The sequence below is a fragment of the Lacrimispora sp. 38-1 genome, assembly GCF_049890855.1.
Lineage (GTDB): Bacteria > Bacillota > Clostridia > Lachnospirales > Lachnospiraceae > Lacrimispora.
On sequence record NZ_JBANEW010000066.1, the window covers coordinates 89,724 to 108,102 of the forward strand.

Here is an 18,379-nt window from a genome sequence, read left to right on the forward strand (position 1 = left end):
ATTCTCCTTATTATCTGCTCTAGCTTAAGATCCGGTAATTTTTTATTATTATCTGCAGGGACTTGTTCCCATTGTATTCATTTACCGCCGGATAATACACCACATCAAGCTGGCGGCTGTCTCCCAGTTCCTCCACAAACGAGTCTCCATCTTCAAACAAAAGTCCATCCATAGGCGTCCCAGCCTTTGTAGCCAGTGAAAATTTAACCACATTGCGGTTTTTACCAAGTACACGGACGCTGCGGATAGACAGATCCTTTTGGGCAAATAAAGGCTTTTCATTCCCCTGTCCATATGGCTCCAGCAAATCCAGTTCCTCAATCAAAGGCTCACTTATGTATTCAAGAGGCATCGGTACATCAATCCACACCTTTTTTACGAAATCTTCTTCCGTAAGTTCCGCATGTTCATTTAATGCCCTTCGGAATTCATCCACATTCTCCTTTAAAAGAGAAAGCCCTGCTGCCATGGGATGACCTCCGAATTTTAATAAAAGATCTTTTACCTCCATCAGAGCATCAAACATGTGATAGGACTCAATGGAACGCCCGGAGCCCTTAACATGCTCCTCACCATCAGTGAGAACAAATGCAGGTTTTTGAAACCGCTCTCTTAATCTGCCAGCTATAATTCCGGCAAGTGACTCATGACAGTCCGGCAGATATACCACCAAAACCTTATCACGGTAAAAATGATCTTCTACCAGCTTTACAGCCTCATCTGTTCCTGCTTTTGTCATATCCTTGCGCTGATCATTGAGATCCTTTAATTCAACAGCCATTCGGTCTGCTTCTTCCTCTTCCTGACATAAAAGCAGAGAGAGTGCCAGCTTGGCAGTCACCAGACGACCGCCTGCATTCAGACACGGGCCGATTACGAACCCAATCTGATATGCCGTAATATGATCCTTATCCAGGTTATTCTTCTCTATCAGCTTTAAAAGCCCCAGACTTTTTGTATTTCCAATACGTTTTAAGCCTTCTTTTACAATAATGCGGTTCTCATCCTGAAGCTTCATCACATCGCCGACTGTTGCTATGGCAGCAAATTCCACCATATCCAGCCATTTCTCTTTCGAAATGCCAAAAGCCTCATACAAAGCCTGTACCAGCTTAAAGGCTACCATACCGCCGCAGATCTCGGGAAATGGATACATACAGGCTTCCTGCTTGGGATTTACAATAGCATCTCCAGGAGGCAGAACTTCTTTCCCCTCCTCTTTTCTGATGTCATGATGATCCGTCACAATCACTGTCATTCCCAGATCTTTGGCAAGCTTTATCTGTTCAACTGCGGCAATTCCATTATCGCAGGTTACAATCGTGTCAATCCCGTCATCATAAGCCGCTCTGATTATGGATTCATTAATCCCATACCCATCCTTAATCCTGTCAGGAATCTCATAATCCACCACCGCACCAGTTTCCTTAAATGCCTGATACAAAAGATAAGTAGAGCAGACTCCGTCAATATCATAATCTCCCACTATTCTGATGGGTTTTAACTGTTTAATCTTCTCTTCTAAAATCAGTACAGCCCGATCCATATCTTTTAGCAGACAGGGGCTGTATAACTCATCCAGTCCCCCTCTTAAATACTTTTCCACTGCTTCCGGTCCTGATACATCCCGGTTTCTTATAATTCTTGCAGTTACAGGCGATATATGATGAAGCTCTGCCATTTCATTAAAATCAGCTCGTTTGGTCTGAAGCATCCATTTTTCTGCCGCCATTTTTTTTGATCTCCTTCACTACACACTCTTCTGCTGTCTTTCCTTTAGATACTTTCATCTCTTTTAATTTCCTGATCCTTGTAATTTCCCGAACTCCTTTCTTTCCACTGCCTTCGTTTTCCTGCAGCCCTTCTTTGCGCTTTTTCGATGCAGACAGACGGCTCATCAGGCTGGTAATGGAATAAAGAATGGGTGCAAAATCTCCCCGGTATGCCTTTTCACAAGTGGATTTAACATCAAAATGCTCATTTCCAATCTCCTTAAACAGATATTTTTCATCATCAATGATATGTTTCAGCCGGTCAATCAGCTGATTGACTGAATTAGTGAGAATTCCGATCTCATCCCTGGAGCGATAGGATAAATATACATCAAGATCTCCGTCTGCCACTCTCCTTGTCCCTTCAACAAGATCCTTTACCGGTTTGTCAATTGCCATAATAATGTAGATCACAAGGAGGGAAATTAAAAATCCCACAACACCCACACTGATGACCTTCATCCTGGCCAGACGCATGTATAAATGATCGCCTTCAATGCTGGCTGCTTCTGATCCTTTTCTGTTATAATCCACGACCTTTAAAAATCCGTTGCTTGCTTCATCAAACAGCTGTCTGGATTCCCCCATAATAATGTTAAATGCCTCTTCGGAGTTGTTTTCCCTGCTGACCGAAAGAAGGCGGTCACTGCATTCCAGATAATTATTCCAATTGTCTTTCGCCTGCGCCATCAGCTCACGGTCCGACTCGTCGGCAATATAAAGCTCGTACCGGGAAAATGACTGGCCTATCTCAGTTCTGATAGCCTCCATCTCCTGCTCCAGCCTGGTTTTGTCAGCCACGCTTGTAGTAACCACATGGTTATATTCTTTAATACGGTAATCCGCCGTCCTGGTATTTAACTCTTCCGCAATGATGATGGCAGGCACCCATGACTGGGAAATCACCGTACTGGCCTCATTGATCTTACTTGCCGTTATAACAGATTCCGTACCAATAAATAAAAGTCCCAGGATACTGATCGCTCCCAGTAAAAGCAGCTTTGTTTTTATTTTAATATTTCTGATAGATGTCACTTTCATATTCTCTTAATCTCTTCCTCCTGGACCGGTAATCCGGTATTTCTTTTTCAACAACTGACCAGAATGCTTTCGAATGATTCATAAAAAATCGGTGAGCCAGCTCATGTACCACCACGTAATCTGCCAGATCTTCCGGCAGCAGCACAAGTCTCCAGTTAAAGTTTAAATTGCCCTTTCCGCTGCAGCTCCCCCATCTGGTTGCCTGGTCCCGGATGGCAATCCTTCCGTAATCTGTATTCATGATCCGTGACCATACCGCAGTTTTTTCCTCCAGATACTGTCTGGCCCGCTGCCTGTACCAGCTCTTAATAACTGTTCTGACCGTGTTCTCCCCTTCCCTTAAATCCTCAGGATTTATGGAACCAGTGAGCGTTAAATCACCTGGGGATTCCTTTATAAAAATTCCCTTTTTCTTAAAATCAGGTAAAATACGAAGTGTACGCTTCTCCCCAAAAAGCAGCAGAACACTCCCGTCTGTCCAGGAAAGCTGCTGCCGGGCCGACTGGATCTTCACCTTCTGTACTGCCTCATACACCCAGCTGCTGTTTTTAAATACCAGCTCATGTCCAAATCGGTAAGGTGCAGACAAAGGAAGCCTTACTATGACTTCACCAGTTTTTGAAATCTGCAGGGCCATGGTTTTCCGGTTGGACTTCACTATCCGGTAACTGCAGAAATTTCCATCTTCAAAGGGCAGAATTCCAGTGCTCCTTTTATCTTCATTATGCTCCACTTTCATTATGCTCCACTTCCATATATGCAATTCCAATCTTTTTCTTCATTTACGCTGAAGCCCGTACCCCTAATTATATCGAAAAACAGAAAAGGAAACAATAGATTTTTTATTCAGAGCGTTCCGAAATCTCCTTCAGTTTCCCGAAATCAGAAATAAAATAACCCTTTTCCTTCTTCATAATTCCCTCATCACAGAACTTTTTCATGACAAACAGCACATGGCGGTAGCTGACATTCATATATTCAGAGACATCCGTATGGGAAATCCCATACATCCCCTCTTTGTGATGGGTAAGTATAAAAGAGGCAAGCCTTTTTTCAAGAGAATAATTCAAATATTCACTGAGCCGGAAACTTCTGGCCATCAGCTTGCTGGAGATATAGGATGCAAAATAAAAGGACACCCCGGCATCCTTTTTACACATATCCCTGATCTCTTCTAAATCAAACTCCAGGCAGTAACTATCATCCACGACTCTGTTTTCTTTTGTAAAGTCCTCATTGCAGAAAATAGAAAGCTCCCCCAGCCAGTCCTCTCTTCCCGCAAAATCAAGAATTGAACGGCGGCCGTTTTCATGGTCAATATATATTTTCACCGTACCCTGGCGGATAAAATAGCATCGGGATATGGACTCCCCTACCTTAAATATATTGCTGCCTTTCAAAAAATGTCTCTCCTGCCCCATTTTTAATAAGCTGCCGGGTATTTCACAAGTTACAAATTGTTTCATTATTAATTCCTCTGATATGATATTTCTCATAGTAGGTTATCCAGAATCTATGGTATCATATTCCCGAGGTGAAAACAATGACGAAGAAAAACTCACAATTAATTGCTTATTCCATTTTATCCTTTGTATTCTTTGGATTTGGAGTTTCGCTGCAGTTAAAAGCAGCAATTGGACAGAGTGTCTTAAATGCTCTGGCAGTTACACTTTCCTACCTGATTCCGTGGAAGGTGGGTACCATACTAAACATGATCAATACCATTTTCTTTATCAGCTATTTACTTTTCAGGCGTACCCGATTAAACTATAAGGACATCATTCAGATTATAGCTACCATTGGAAATGGAATTATTATTAACTTTTTTCTCTACCAGGTTCTGTCCGGTTTTACGGCCGAAAGCTATCTTTTTAAGTTATTGCTTTATATTACAGGTCTGATCATTGCTTCCTTAAGCCTTGGTGCAGTCCTGGCAATTGGAATTATCCGTTTTCCGCTGGAGAGCCTCTGTCTGACCATCACGGAACTTTTTCACAGAAATTTCACGGCTGTACGCATGAGCTTTGACGTGATATTTCTGGCTGTGACGATTGCCCTTACCTTATGGGCGCGTACCCCTTTGCAGATCCGGGAAGGAACCGTAATCAGCGTTATACTTCTTTCCCCGCTGTTAGGAATCTGCTATGACTTTTTTAAAAAGCACTGGAATATGGAGGACTGAATACATGTACCATACATACTTAATCGATATTGACAACACCATTCTTGATTTTGATGCTGCAGAAGAGCGGAGCTTTCAGAATGTAATAGAATCCTACTGCCTTCCCTTTGAACGCAGCATGCTGGATGAATATAAAAAGATTAATAAAAACCTCTGGAATCTTCTGGAACAGGAAAAAATCAGCAGAGAAGAGGTATTTCACACCCGATTCTCCTTATACTTTCAGACCCTGAAAAAAGAGGTAGACGGAATAGAGGCGGAATCCCGCTACCGGAGCTTTCTTGGCAACAGTCCGGAGCTGATCCCCCACGCAAAAGATACACTGATACAATTAAAAAGCATGGGGAAAAAGCTCTACTCTGCTTCCAACGGAGTCTATTCCACCCAGATCACGCGACTGAAACAGGCTGGTATCTACGACCTGTTTGACGGCATGTTTATCTCCGAAAAGGTAGGAAGTGAAAAACCTTCTCTGAATTTTTTCAGACACTGTTTTCTTCATATCCCTGATTTTCAGCAGGAAGAAACCCTCATGGTGGGAGACAGTTTAAGTTCCGATATCCAGGGCGCCGTGAACGCCGGTATCGACTCCTGTCTCTTCATCCGGACAGATTCCTTCGTCGAATCCCCCGCAACTCACACCATCCATAATCTGACACAGCTTTTAAGCCTGTAGCTTTTTACAGGCAGAATCTTCCTTCCAGTGCCAGGAACTGATCCAGTACCATCCGGCTTACCCTGGCTCCGAATACAGTGGCAGGATGAGCCGGATAATACATGGCATCAGAGAATTCCTTATGAAACATGACGATCACATAGGATCCATATGGAGTAAATACAATGCCTCCGTCATTGCGGCAGGCATCCATGCTCCCGCTTTTTGAAGCCACTGAAATCAGTATTTCATCCGTATTATCACTGTCCATATAGACCGGAGGAAAATCCTTAGTGATCATGCTGTTGTAATGCTGTTTTTTTAATATTTCAATCATCGCCGCATCAGCCCGTGGACTGACCAGTTCTCCCTTTACCAGTCTTGTAAAAATACTGCCATAATCCTTCGGCGTACTGGTACCCAGTCTCCGGTACTGATTAAAGTGAAGAGGATTGTAAAGAACGGTATCTTTGCATCCCAGCCTCTCTATACAGCGGTTGATGGTATCCAGCCCCAGATAGTCAATCATCATATTAGTAGCAACATTATCACTGACTATTATCATTAAAACAGCCGCATCCTTTACCCGCAGAACAGCCCCCGGTTCAAGGGATACCAGCACACCGCTCCCATCCACCACATGCTCATCCTTATATTCTACAAAGTCCTCCAGGCTTTTGTTTCCTTTTTCCACTTCATCAAACAGACAGGCAAGAATAAAGGTTTTTATGGTACTGGCAGTCTCATATTTCTCATCCTGTCCCAAAGCAATTACATTCCCATGAAAATCATTTAAATAAATTCCCATCTTCCCGTCGTAGCTCATAATTTCCGCCTGTATTCTTTTTTCTAATGTAAATCTGGAATCCATGTCATCCTCCGTTTCATTCCCTTAGAATATACTGCCTGAAGCATACCAGCTCTTCGCCAGATCCTCCCGGTAATCCGCTGCCTCCGTATTTAAACTGTTAATAACCACTCCGCTGCTGCCGATCTTTCCCGTAGAATGGATATACCTGCCATTTCCCATATACATTGCAATATGTCCAGGAAAATACATCAGGTCTCCGGGAAGCATTTCTTCCTTTGGTATTTCCCGGACAGGAAATCCCGCCTGGATCTTCGCATCCCGAAAGATAATGATTCCGCTAATCAGATAACTCTGCGAAGTCAGTCCGGAACAGTCAATCCCCAGTGACGTTCTTCCTCCCCACCGGTACTGCGTCCCCAGATACTGCATTGCATTCTCCACAACTGCCTGGCGGAATTCCTTTTCATCCACAATTTCCTTCTGTGGAAGCTTTCCTGTCCACAATCCGCTCTGGGAATATTCTTTCGGGCGCAGATACTGATTTCTCACAAACCCTCTCTGTCCGTCAAATAACTCCACCAGTGCCCAGCCAGGTTCCATGGATTCAAACTCCAGGACCTTTATAAGCGCTCCTCTGGGAACACTTATGATTCTGACACCCTGTACCTTAGGCAGTGACATAATGTCTACGAATTCCCCATCAGTCACCATAAGGCCGCCCTCTTCCCAGTTAATCAGTGCAGAAAGACCGGTCAGTTCCACATCTTCTTTTCTTACATACCCCGGATAATGATATGCAGTTATAACCGGATAAAAACCCTGTTCTTCTCCCCCTCTGATCCGGAGTCCCATTCCATATATTCCTTCATCTGCAATGGAAGAAACTATTTTCTTTTCCCTGTTTTCTTTTGTTTCCTCCGGCCGGTCCCATATGATGATTACCGGTTTTACAATCACTGCAAACTGTTCCATCGCTTCCTCCTTTCATTACGAAGAACCGGACATACAAGTCAAAAGCAGCGGATATTTCCGCTGCCTTTCATCCGTTTCGTCAACACTCATATAATTTCTTATATTCTTCTGCCTCTTTTTTATTCGCCAGCACAAAATGTTCCTTTCTGATTTCCTGCCAGAAAGGCTGGTCTGTTGTATAATCATGAATAGACGGATCATAAACCATCAGTTTCTTATCCTTCTCATGCTTTGGATCCGGCATGGGAATTGCAGAGAGCAGCGCCCTGGTGTAAGGGTGAATGGCATGAGTGATCAGTTCTTCCGTTTCAGCCATCTCCACAATCTCACCTTTCCGGATCACTGCAATCCGGTCTGTAATAAACCGCATGACCGACAAATCATGGGCAATGAACAAATAGGTGATCTGACGCTCCTTCTGCATTCTGGTAAGAAGATTAAGAACCTGCGCCCGTACCGACACATCAAGAGCAGAGATTGGTTCATCTGCAATAATAAACTCAGGTTTCATAATCAGAGATCTGGCGATTCCGATTCGCTGCCTCTGCCCTCCCGAAAACTCGTGAGGGAAGCGGCTGGCAAACTCCGGGAGAAGCCCTACATCAAGAAGCGCCTGGTTCACCCGTTCCTTTCTCTCCTGCTCAGAAATCCCTTTTTCAATATTCATTAACCCTTCGCTGACAATATAATCCACCTTGGCTCTTTCATTCAGTGATGCCTGGGGATCCTGAAAAATCATCTGAATTTCCTGAATTACCTTCCGGTCAAGTTCTCCGGATATATCTCCATTTATCTTTTGACCCTTATAGAGAATTTCTCCTCCTGAGGTCTTTATAATTCTCATGACCGCTCTGCCAATGGTGGTCTTTCCAGAGCCGGATTCCCCCACCAGTCCAAAGGTCTCCCCTTTATAAATCTTAAAGTTCACCCCTTTAACTGCCTGATATTTCTTTTTCCGATCACCGAAGGTCACTTCTAAATCCTTTACTTCCAATAATACTTCCCGCTCCATCAGAACAGACCTCCCTCTCTGATTATTTTTAGTACCTGCGGCGGATCCGTCTTCGGTGCCCTTTCATCAAGCAACCAGGTTTTCGCCTTATGGGTAGGGGAAACGCTGAAATAAGGAGGACTCTTTACAAAATCAATTTTAAGCGCCTGTGGATTTCTGGGAGCAAATGCATCTCCTTTTATTTCTGCATAAAGATTGGGAGGCGTCCCGGCTATGGAGAATAAATCCTCTCCCTTTATCCCAACCTGTGGCAAAGAAGAAAGAAGTGCCCAGGTATAAGGGTGTCTTGCATCATAGAAGATATCTTCGCTGGTTCCGATCTCCACAATATCCCCTGCATACATCACAGCAACTCTGTCTGCCGTATTGGCCACCACTCCCAGATCATGGGTAATCAGTATAACAGAAAGCTTGTATTTCAGCCGCAGTTCCTTAATCAGCTCAAGAATCTGAGCCTGTATGGTCACATCAAGAGCCGTTGTGGGCTCATCACATATGAGAATCTGGGGATTGCAGGCAATGGCAATGGCGATTACCACACGCTGGCGCATCCCGCCTGAAAATTCATGGGGATACTGATAAAACCGCTTCTCCGGTTCCTGAATCCCTACATCGGTCAGATACTGAAGCGTTCGCTTTTTGGCTTCCGCCCTGCTTCCTTTCTGATGAAGGAGAACCGCCTCCATAATCTGAGCTCCAATGGTCTTTAACGGATTTAAGCTGGTCATGGGATCCTGCATGATCATGGCAATTTCATGCCCCCGCAGCTTTAACCAGTCCTTTTCTTTCTTTATTCCCGTTAATTCAACTGCCGTTTTATCATCAGAGCCGTAGTAAACGGCTTTTCCGCAGCTGACACTGCCGTTTTTATCCAGAAGTCCCATAAATGATTTTGTAAAAACCGATTTTCCGCTTCCCGATTCCCCTACAATCGCCAGAATCTCCCCTTTATAAAGTTCCAGAGAGATTCCCCGGATGGCATGAAGCCGTTTCCCTCTCAGTTCAAAGGTAATATCTAAATCACTTACCTCTAATATTGTCTCACGTTCCATTGGCAGCCTCCTTATATATGATTCTTCGGATCGGCGGCATCAGAAAACGCATTGCCGATAATGTAAAATGAAATAGTTACAAATGAAAGAATAATGGTAGGATAAACCAGCTGATAGCGCAGAGCCGGGCTGGTAATGAGCGCTCTTCCTTCATTGATTAAGTTTCCAAGGCTTGGGATATTAACCGGAAGCCCCAGACCGATATAAGTAATAAACACCTCATTACCAATGGCTGCAGGAATGGTAAGTGCCATACGAAGCATAATGACGGAAACCAGATAAGGCAGAAGATTTTTCACAATAATTCTGACAGTCGGTGTTCCAAGACATCGGCTTGCAACATTATAATCCCTGTCTCTGATAATCAGTATCTGGTTGCGGATAAATCTGGCCATCTGAATCCATCCCGTAAGACACATGGCAAATATAAGCGTCTTCACGCTGGGTTTTAATATGTAAGAGATCAAAATCAATATGATGGTATTAGGTATATTATCGATGATATTATAAATTTCAGTCAGAATAAAGTCCGCCTTCCTGACATAACCCCAGATCACACCAACCGTAATTCCGATCACAGCCTCCGCCAGTGCCACTGATAATCCAATAAACAGAGAAGTTCTTGTCCCCGACCAGATCCGCGCCCATAAGTCCTGACCGATGGAATTGGTTCCGAGAATAAACTGTTTTCCAGGCGGAATATTACGAAACTGCATTCCACTGGAATCATTGATGATCAGGTTCGGATCATACTGCCCCGGTAGATAAGGCTGTACAAACGTAAATGCCAATAGCAGAAACAACAGCACCAGCAATGCAAATGCCATGCGGTTTTTAAAAAAAGCATGAATCGTACTCTTCCAGTAAGAATAATTGCTGAACCCCGTTTTCTCCGTCTCAGCCTCATTATATCCGCCGAACGTAAACAGCTCCGCTTCTTCCATATTTTCGATTAATTCCGCTTCTTTTGTATGGCGGTAAGAAAATTGCTTCATCATCTGTCACCTGCTTTCTTTCCAAGGCTGATTCTGGGATCCAGCATTACCATCATAAGATCCCCAAGAAGCAGTCCCAGTACGCCCACACAGGCATACAAAAGAACAATCCCCTGCACCATGGCATTGTCATGCTTTTTAATTACTGTAACCAGCAGACCGCCCATTCCGGGAATGCTGTACAGAGATTCTATATAGATTGACCCGATCACCGTATTTAAAAATGCAGTGGGGATATACTGGGCCAGAGGTACAAACGCATTGCGGAAAATATGCTTAAACATAACCTTACCTTCCGACAGCCCCTTTGCCTTGGCTAACCTCACATAATCCTTATTGCTTTCATCAATCATATACCGTCTCAGCCACATCCCATAAAATGCAATATTTCCAAGAGACATGGAAATAACCGGCAGCACCCAGTATTTGGGATCATCAATCTCAAACAGCAGTCCTACATGAAAAAGCTGAGTTCCATAAAGCTGGATATAGAGGAAATAGACTGCAGCCGGTACAGCCTGAATACAAACAATAAAAAATGTTCCGATTCTGTCAAACCAACGGTACTGATACCTTGCCATCAAAGCCCCCATGGGAAGCCCCACGAGAAGAGACACAATCATAGACCAGATTCCCAGCTTAATGGACACAGGAACCTTATCAGCCAGAATATCCGATACAGGAACATTGGAGCGGTAAATCCTGGACATCCCCAGATCCCCACGAAGCAGGCTTTTAAAAAAATGGGTGATCTGAAGCGGCAGCGGATCTGATAATCCCATCTCCTTTAACCCCACTTCGATCTGCTGAGGCGTCATTTTATCAAAGTTCTGGAAATAACCTTCAATCGGCATGAGACGGAGAAGACAGAATACAACGGTCAGAATGATGATCAGTGTAAGAAATGAACGTGCGATTCTTTTGCTTAAGTATAGTAACATCAGTTTTTCAGACTCCTTTTTTAGTTTGTAAAAATACTCTCTGAAGACGACGTAATACAGGCCCACCTCCCCTTCAGACGGTATTTTTCCGCCGGACCAAAAGCGCAGCCTGTGATCCGGCGTTTTCCCTTACCGTTTATTTTTCACTTGCATCCCGGTTAGCTTTATATTCATCCATGGAAATGAAATGATCCTTTAAATGCTGTCCTTTATACCGGAGATTTGATACTCCAAAAGGTGCATACTGGCCTTCAAATACATCCAGCTTGTTTGCCACATACTTACTGACGGAGATACTGAAAGGAATGACAAATGCATGATCAACCAGACTGGCCTCTGCCTTTGCAAATGCCTCATATCTTGCATTTATATCCACTTTCAATTCTTTTGCCTGATCGACTAGAGTAAAGTATTCCAAAGCCGCATCAGCAGAAGGTGTTCCTTCTTCGATTGCCTTTGCAATATTTCCATACTTATAGCCCAGTTCATATCCGCTTTCACCCTTTTTCTGATAGAACGGATCTGTCCAGGTCTCCGGATCTGCATAATCTGCACCCCAGTTGCATTTCATAAATGCGAATTTACCGTTTCTGCGGACTTCCGTTAAAAATCCGTCTGCAGGGCCTGCCTCAACAACGATATCAATAAAATCATTGCCAAGAAGGCTTTCCATCTGCTGTTCCACTACCTGGCATTCTTTATCCCAGTTCACTTCAGACGGATTGTACGGCATCAGCACCTTCACGGGAAAAGTCACTCCCGAAGCTTCCAGCTCCTTCTTTGCCAGATCCTTGTATTCCTTTGCCTTTGTTTCATCAAATGTCTGGGTTAAGTTCGCCATATCTCCAACCTTTGTGTAATCCTGACCTTCGGCATTGAAGGTAAAGTTTGGCGGAGTAATGGAGTTAATAACGAAATCATCCGGAGTTGCTGATTCTAAAACTGCCACTTCCTTGGACTTATTAAGCGCTGATGATAACGCCTTACGGAAGTTTTCGTTATTCACTGCCTTTTTCCAGTTTTCCGGCTCATACTGGGCATCAAACTGAGGATTAAAGTTAAAGCAGTAGAAATAGGAGTAGCTTGTTTTCGGTCTCTCCCTGCTGATTAAATTCTTTGTATCTTCACTGCTCATCCAGTCATCCAGGATATCAGAAGAGAGCTCCGCATAATCCACCTCTCCCCGCTTCACCATCTCAGGTCCGATTGTATTGTATTCCGCATTGTAAATTTCCTGTAATTCATCAATATAAACCTGTGCTGCATCGAAATTTAACGGATTTTTCTTCATAACATGCTTTTCCTGAGGAGAAAATTCTTCCAGATAGTAAGCACCGTTATAATACATCTTATCTGCTCCTGTAGCAAAATCCTTACCAAGTTCTTCTAACTGAGGACCATAGGCTGGCATATAAACTATATAAGCCAGAGAAGACAGGAAATAAGGAACCTCTTTCTCAAGAGTATAGGTGAGGGTATGTTCATCTACCGCCTTAACACCAACCTGGGAGAACTCAACCGGCTGCCATACCTTTCCATCCTTATCTGCACCTCCGTTGTAAACCAGTCCGTTATAATAATTTTCGGCATTGGCAACGATACCAAATAAATTCTGTACATTGGCACTTTCATATTCCGGAGTCAGTTCATACTTCATCGCATCCACAAAATCCTGGGCAGTAACTGCTCCAACCTCTTTGCCTGTATTATCGACCCATTTTGCATCTCTGAGTTTAAAAGTCCAGGTAAGAGTTGCATCATCATAAGTCCACTCTGTTGCCAGCCCCGGTTTAATTTGTCCCTTGCTGTCGTATTCCACCAGAGTATCGATCACATTTGCACCGATTTTATAATCATCTTCTGAGGAAGAGGTGAGATAATTAAGAGTTGTTGCCTCTCTTCCATAAAGTTTCTTATAAACTGCCGGCTCCCCGCTTCCTTCCGTCTTTGCTCCGCCCTCAGCAGTTCCTGCACTGCTCTCAGATGCTTTTTTTCCGCCGCAGCCGCTGAGCACAGTTGCAGCCGCAAGAGCTGCGCAGAGAATCCCGGCTGCTAATCTTTTTTTCTTCATAATTTTCCTCCATTTTTTCTTATTTCTAAACCCGTCAGGGATTAGTGTCCTCATTGGTCTGTTCCTATTACTCCCCAAACACAGGTACTTTAAAAATTCCCAGCCCAGGCTCCGTATTCATTAAAATCCTGTTTCCAAGAAATGAGGGGCCTCCGGCATACGGATCTTCTCTGCATAAAGAAGGTCCGTCTAAATCCGCCCTGGTAATAATACCCTTTGCCGCCGCCAGATGGGCTGCTGCGCTGACCGCAATCTTGCTTTCCAGCATACATCCGATCATACACTCCACTTCGTAACATTCTGCTATGGCACAGACTTTTAAAGCTTCGTAAATCCCCCCGGTTTTCATCAGCTTTATATTGATCAGATCTGCCGCATGTTCTTTAATAATATGTATGGCATCCATGGCTGAAAACACGCTCTCATCTGCCAGTATTGGAGTCTGTACCTGGCTGGTAACAAGCTTCATCCCTTCAAAATCGTGAGCATTTACCGGCTGTTCCACCAGATCCATATCGATCCCCATGTCCTCCAGCTTTCGTATAATCCTCACTGCATCTTTTGCAGACCACCCCTGGTTTGCATCAATCCTAAGCTTAATATCGGACCCCACAGCCTGGCGAATGGCTTTGATCCGTTCCACGTCCTTTTGTCCCTCTTTGCCAACCTTAATCTTGAGTATTCGAAATCCCTGTTGGACCGCAAGGAGACTGTCTCTTACCATCTCCTCCGCCTCATTTACGCTGATGGTCAGATCCGTCTCTATCTCCCCTTTGCAGCCTCCCAGAACCTTATAGAGGGGCTTGCTGCAGGATTTTGCGAACAAATCATATACTGCCATATCCACAGCCGCCTTAGCTGAAGTATTCTTAACCATGGATTTATGGAGTACTCGCATAATCCCATCCAGATTTTCAATCTCCATCCCAATTAATCCAGGTGAAATAAATTCCTCAATGGCGCAGCGGACTGACCCTTTCGTCTCTCCCGTAATCACAGCTGTAGGCGGCGCTTCGCCGTATCCGGTCTGCCCGTCATCTGCCGTAATTCTGACTACGATATCATTTACAGTCTCCACAGTCCTGAGGGCTGTTTTAAATGGAGTTACAAGAGGAATGTGTACTTCTGCCGTCTCAATTTTTGCAATCTTCATTCTAATTTCCTTCCTATAATCCGATCTGTGACTATGTTTTTATTCCTGACCAATTCCATTAACTTCTTTGTATAATTGAAGCGATATTTCCCCCATAATCCGTTCAAATGCAGGAGTATCTGTTTCATTTCCGCAAAAGCACACGAGAAATGGAACTTTTCCGTATACAATTCCCACATCATGAGTAATTCCACGATCCTCACCTGTCTTATGGGCTATTTCAGGTTCCTCTTCCAAAGCCTGAAGGTAAAATGGAATCTTACTGCAAAGCTGTTGATTCTTTAAAATCGAGATCATCTGCCTGCTTGCCGCTTCGCTGACCAATTTCCCCCGATACATCATCGTAAGCAGCCTTCCCGTCTCAGATGCCGTTATGTAATTCTGAATCCCCTGTGCTGATTTTTCTGCATCATACATCTTTCTGTTAAGACGGGTATTTTCAAATCCAAGAGATGTGATATACCGATTAATCTCCTCCATCCCCAGCAAATCAATCAGCACATTGGTTGCCGTATTATCACTGAATATAATCATAAGCGTTACAAGATCCAATGCAGTAACGCAGATTCCTTCGTGAAGATAGGTAAGGGCACCACAGGACGGAACGCAATCCTTTTTGTATATGGACAGGGAAAAATCCTGCTTCAGCTTCCCTGTTTCAAACTGTTCAAATACAGATGCCATAACAAACAGCTTTATCACACTGGCAGCCATGAGCGGCTGATCTTCCCTGTATCCCACACGCTCTCCTGTCTCCAGATTTTCATATAGAAAACTGATTTTTCCAGGCAGCTTTTCTAATTTCCTGAGCATCTCATCTTGTGTCATTTAGCAAAACTCCCACCAGTCATTTCATCAGCTGATATAAAAAAAGAGGCACTGCACCCATTGTTGACAGCTACCTCGTTGCACCTGATTCAGACTTTTTTATTAAATTTTCTTATATCATTTACTATTTAGTATAATAAATTCTGGAAAAAAATCAAGCGATAAATTCATGGATCTATATGAATATTGGAGTCTGCCTAAAAATCACACAATGTTACGGAAGTGATTCTTTCCTTATACGCAAAAACTTGGATTACTGACAGAATCCCATAACAAGAATGGAGCAGGATTCATACGAATCCCACTCCGACTTATGACAAAGAGCCATTATTATATTTGTAAAATGGTGGATGCCACTTTTTAAATTATTTTTTTTAACTGCTCTTAGCGTACAGGATCAAAATCCGATTCTCACTTAAACGCTCCAAAACCCGGTATCCGCTCTCAGATGCAGAGGCAATACCGTTGTGGGAAGGACGGCAATATCCTCCGGGCATACATGTTCCATCATCACGAACCCGAAGTTTTCCTAAAAGCCCCACTATTACCCATTCCGGCCGTTTTAAACGCGGAACATACTTTCTGGTATTATCCCATTGAGGATTGAGGATTGGTTGTGTTTCCATATGCTCCGGCAGCAGAACATTCCCTTTATCATCCTTTATACCAGGCACATTTACCTCATGATATTGTATTCTTCCCCACTCATCAGTCAGATATTTCCCCTTCCAGCGCAGTTCTCCCGAATCTCCCACAATACCCGAAGTACCGGTAACTACTCCCAGAACATAACTGTCCGCTTCAGTGATTTTCCTGATTTTCTGACCGGCACCATCAAACGTGACAAAATAACCTGGTTCAATAGTCTTACCGTCAGAAGTCTCAAATAATTCCCCGTAATCTGCCCCTCCAGAGTTCCATGCTACATCGATATAAGCATTTCCATCGTATAGTATTTTTGCAGCAAGGCCTTTTGCATCCGGGTTTATTCCGTTGGCCAGAAACCAGGAATATATATTGTCAGCTTCCCCAAATGCGCCCATAATATGGGCACCTTCTCTCAAGTTTGTAGAAGTATAAAATCCTTCTGCATGGGATTCATCCCCACTGGCTTCTGTATTAACTCCCTCTGCATGGGCACCGTGTCCGCTTGCTTTTGTTTCATGTCCTTCTGCATGGGAACAGTACTGGTCAGTTTCTGACAAGTAACCCTCTGCATGAGAAAATCCCGCTCTCGCAGCTGTTTGCCAGCCTTCGGCAAATGCATATTCACCCATGCCATAGTCAGATTTCGTGCCCACTCCTCTGACTGCCCCAATCTGGTTTCCATCAACCAAATTCGTAATGGTCGCAGGCGTTCCAGACGGACCCGTATCCCCCGTGGGGCCAGTAAGTCCAATAGGACCTGTATCCCCCGTGGGCCCAGTAAGTCCAATAGGTCCAGCAGGGCCTGTGGGACCAATAGGGCCAATAGGACCTGTGGGGCCTACTTCAGAAATATCATCTTCTATAATAACTAATACCCCTTTCAGTTGAGCATACAAAGAGAAATAAATCGTAGTTGTACTGACATTTACAAGAGCTAAAGTAGTAGGGGCCGTAGTTACATCAATGATACCTACTCCAAATACCTCTCCACTTTTAATAAGAAGATCACCCCCAATATTATCTCCCTGTGATGAAATCAGTGCAAAAGGAGTCCCATTTATGGATTGAGAAGTCTGAGTCGCCACCCACCAGTTAATTACGTATCTGCCTTCTTCTGAAAAGGTTACCTCTCCTGTAGCAGAATTATAGATTATACTTCCAGAAGAATAGACAATTGTATCAAAAAGTACATTTGTGCCGGCAGCTACAGTTGTAGCCAAATTTAAGTCTATTTGAAGAGAACTATTGCTCATAATAATTCCTCCTATACATAAATAGTTATGAAACCATCAATAAATCCTAATGCTTCTATCTATTTTATGTTATAAAAAAGAACTTGTTTACTTTACCAATTTTATTCGGAAATCAGTCAGCTATTCTAATTGAAACCAGTACATCGTTCTGTAAATAACTGAATGGTTTGACAAGTAACCGGCAGAGTTAATTTGATAATGATTAGTTGATGTAAATCAGCAAATACAAAAACAGCCCCGGGGAAATTCCCTGGGACTGTGTCCGTTACGTGCGTGAGAAGATTCGAACTCCCGACACCTTGGTCCGTAGCCAAGTGCTCTATCCAGCTGAGCTACACACACATATTCAATTGACTGCCTTTTCAGGCAATGCCGGCGACCGGAATCGAACCGGTACGGGAGGTAAGTCCCGCAGGATTTTAAGTCCTGTGCGTCTGCCAGTTCCGCCACGCCGGCATTCACATGATTTCTCATGGAAATGGGACCTATAGGGCTCGAACCTATGACCCTCTGCTTGTAAGGCAGATGCTCTCCCAGCTGAGCTAAGATCCCATAAACGATACAGTAAGCATTATACAACTTACATGCTGGTTTGTAAAGCCTGTATTTATAAAATACAGAACGACCCGGATGGGATTCGAACCCACGACCTCCGCCGTGACAGGGCGGCGCTCTAACCAGCTGAGCCACCGGGCCAGATTATCAACTATTTAGTTCAGTGCTAGTGGACCTTCGGGGACTCGAACCCGGGACCGACCGGTTATGAGCCGGTTGCTCTAACCAACTGAGCTAAAGGTCCTAAACATAATAATCTGATAGATGTATTTAGTTAAACGAAAGCCGATGATCGGACTCGAACCGATAACCTGCTGATTACAAATCAGCTGCTCTGCCAATTGAGCCACATCGGCATTCAATGACCCCAACGAGATTCGAACTCGTGTTACCGCCGTGAAAGGGCGATGTCTTAACCGCTTGACCATGGGGCCAAAG

General features: G+C 43.9%; 16 protein-coding genes and 7 tRNA genes. 2 read left to right on the forward strand and 21 right to left on the reverse strand.

Translation table 11 applies throughout. The annotated features are described in order from the left end of the window. Positions 1 to 19 precede the first annotated feature (19 nt). The 4 genes from recJ to V7D18_RS19850 form a co-directional block, all read right to left on the reverse strand. The gene (gene recJ / locus V7D18_RS19835) at positions 20 to 1,732 is read right to left on the reverse strand and encodes a single-stranded-DNA-specific exonuclease RecJ (protein ID WP_426156779.1); all 1,713 of its coding nucleotides are present in this window, start codon (positions 1,730 to 1,732) and stop codon (positions 20 to 22) included. Beyond that, a complete protein-coding gene (locus tag V7D18_RS19840; protein ID WP_426156781.1) occupies positions 1,692 to 2,813 on the reverse strand; it encodes an MCP four helix bundle domain-containing protein in 1,122 nt (373 codons plus the stop codon). Before V7D18_RS19840 ends, recJ begins: the two co-directional genes overlap by 41 nt. Next, positions 2,785 to 3,552, reverse strand: a complete 768-nt coding sequence (locus tag V7D18_RS19845) for a M48 family metallopeptidase (RefSeq protein WP_426156783.1) — start codon at positions 3,550 to 3,552, stop codon at positions 2,785 to 2,787. The genes V7D18_RS19840 and V7D18_RS19845 overlap by 29 nt, the downstream gene beginning before the upstream one ends. Before the next feature lie 103 nt (positions 3,553 to 3,655). Further along, complete coding sequence (locus V7D18_RS19850; RefSeq protein ID WP_426156785.1) at positions 3,656 to 4,279, reverse strand: cyclic nucleotide-binding domain-containing protein; 624 nt, start codon at positions 4,277 to 4,279, stop codon at positions 3,656 to 3,658. 77 nt (positions 4,280 to 4,356) lie between these two features. Between V7D18_RS19850 and V7D18_RS19855 the strand changes: the two genes are divergently transcribed. Next, positions 4,357 to 4,995: a YczE/YyaS/YitT family protein gene (locus tag V7D18_RS19855; RefSeq protein WP_426156787.1), complete on the forward strand. Its 639-nt coding sequence runs from the start codon at positions 4,357 to 4,359 to the stop codon at positions 4,993 to 4,995. Positions 4,996 to 4,999: 4 nt separating this feature from the next. Continuing rightward, positions 5,000 to 5,671, forward strand: a complete 672-nt coding sequence (locus tag V7D18_RS19860; RefSeq protein WP_426156789.1) for a YjjG family noncanonical pyrimidine nucleotidase — start codon at positions 5,000 to 5,002, stop codon at positions 5,669 to 5,671. Positions 5,672 to 5,675: 4 nt separating this feature from the next. Here the strand turns inward: V7D18_RS19860 and V7D18_RS19865 are convergent, their stop codons facing one another. The 17 genes from V7D18_RS19865 to V7D18_RS19945 all read right to left on the reverse strand — a co-directional run bounded on the left by V7D18_RS19865 (position 5,676) and on the right by V7D18_RS19945 (position 18,375). Next, on the reverse strand, positions 5,676 to 6,521 hold the full coding sequence (locus V7D18_RS19865) for a serine hydrolase (protein WP_426156791.1): 846 nt from the start codon (positions 6,519 to 6,521) through the stop codon (positions 5,676 to 5,678). Between the two features lie 21 nt (positions 6,522 to 6,542). Then, entirely contained in the window at positions 6,543 to 7,433 is an 891-nt protein-coding gene (locus V7D18_RS19870; RefSeq protein ID WP_426156793.1) for a C40 family peptidase, read from the reverse strand. Between the two features lie 79 nt (positions 7,434 to 7,512). Next, positions 7,513 to 8,445: an ATP-binding cassette domain-containing protein gene (locus tag V7D18_RS19875; protein ID WP_426156795.1), complete on the reverse strand. Its 933-nt coding sequence runs from the start codon at positions 8,443 to 8,445 to the stop codon at positions 7,513 to 7,515. Continuing rightward, positions 8,445 to 9,497 carry an ABC transporter ATP-binding protein gene (locus V7D18_RS19880; protein WP_426156797.1) on the reverse strand — a complete coding sequence of 351 codons (1,053 nt, stop codon included), beginning with the start codon at positions 9,495 to 9,497 and terminating at the stop codon, positions 8,445 to 8,447. The genes V7D18_RS19875 and V7D18_RS19880 overlap by 1 nt, the downstream gene beginning before the upstream one ends. A gap of 11 nt (positions 9,498 to 9,508) precedes the next feature. After that, the gene (locus V7D18_RS19885; RefSeq protein WP_426156799.1) at positions 9,509 to 10,495 is read right to left on the reverse strand and encodes an ABC transporter permease; all 987 of its coding nucleotides are present in this window, start codon (positions 10,493 to 10,495) and stop codon (positions 9,509 to 9,511) included. Next, positions 10,492 to 11,433, reverse strand: coding sequence for an ABC transporter permease (locus V7D18_RS19890; protein ID WP_426156801.1), 942 nt, complete (start codon positions 11,431 to 11,433; stop codon positions 10,492 to 10,494). Before V7D18_RS19890 ends, V7D18_RS19885 begins: the two co-directional genes overlap by 4 nt. Positions 11,434 to 11,569: 136 nt before the next feature. Further along, entirely contained in the window at positions 11,570 to 13,504 is a 1,935-nt protein-coding gene (locus V7D18_RS19895) for a peptide ABC transporter substrate-binding protein (protein ID WP_426156803.1), read from the reverse strand. A gap of 67 nt (positions 13,505 to 13,571) precedes the next feature. Further along, entirely contained in the window at positions 13,572 to 14,657 is a 1,086-nt protein-coding gene (locus tag V7D18_RS19900) for a dipeptide epimerase (protein ID WP_426156805.1), read from the reverse strand. Between the two features lie 39 nt (positions 14,658 to 14,696). Next, the gene (locus V7D18_RS19905) at positions 14,697 to 15,485 is read right to left on the reverse strand and encodes a serine hydrolase (RefSeq protein WP_426156807.1); all 789 of its coding nucleotides are present in this window, start codon (positions 15,483 to 15,485) and stop codon (positions 14,697 to 14,699) included. A gap of 374 nt (positions 15,486 to 15,859) precedes the next feature. Further along, positions 15,860 to 17,386: a peptidase G2 autoproteolytic cleavage domain-containing protein gene (locus V7D18_RS19910; protein WP_426156808.1), complete on the reverse strand. Its 1,527-nt coding sequence runs from the start codon at positions 17,384 to 17,386 to the stop codon at positions 15,860 to 15,862. 268 nt (positions 17,387 to 17,654) lie between these two features. Further along, positions 17,655 to 17,728 (reverse strand) — tRNA-Arg (locus tag V7D18_RS19915). 28 nt (positions 17,729 to 17,756) lie between these two features. Further along, positions 17,757 to 17,842, reverse strand: a tRNA-Leu gene (locus tag V7D18_RS19920). A gap of 23 nt (positions 17,843 to 17,865) precedes the next feature. After that, a tRNA-Val gene (locus V7D18_RS19925) sits at positions 17,866 to 17,938 on the reverse strand. 70 nt (positions 17,939 to 18,008) lie between these two features. Continuing rightward, positions 18,009 to 18,082 (reverse strand) — tRNA-Asp (locus V7D18_RS19930). 29 nt (positions 18,083 to 18,111) lie between these two features. Beyond that, positions 18,112 to 18,185: transfer RNA gene (locus tag V7D18_RS19935), tRNA-Ile, on the reverse strand. 39 nt (positions 18,186 to 18,224) lie between these two features. Next, positions 18,225 to 18,297, reverse strand: a tRNA-Thr gene (locus V7D18_RS19940). A 6-nt stretch (positions 18,298 to 18,303) separates the two neighbouring features. Further along, positions 18,304 to 18,375 (reverse strand) — tRNA-Glu (locus tag V7D18_RS19945). Positions 18,376 to 18,379 lie beyond the last annotated feature (4 nt).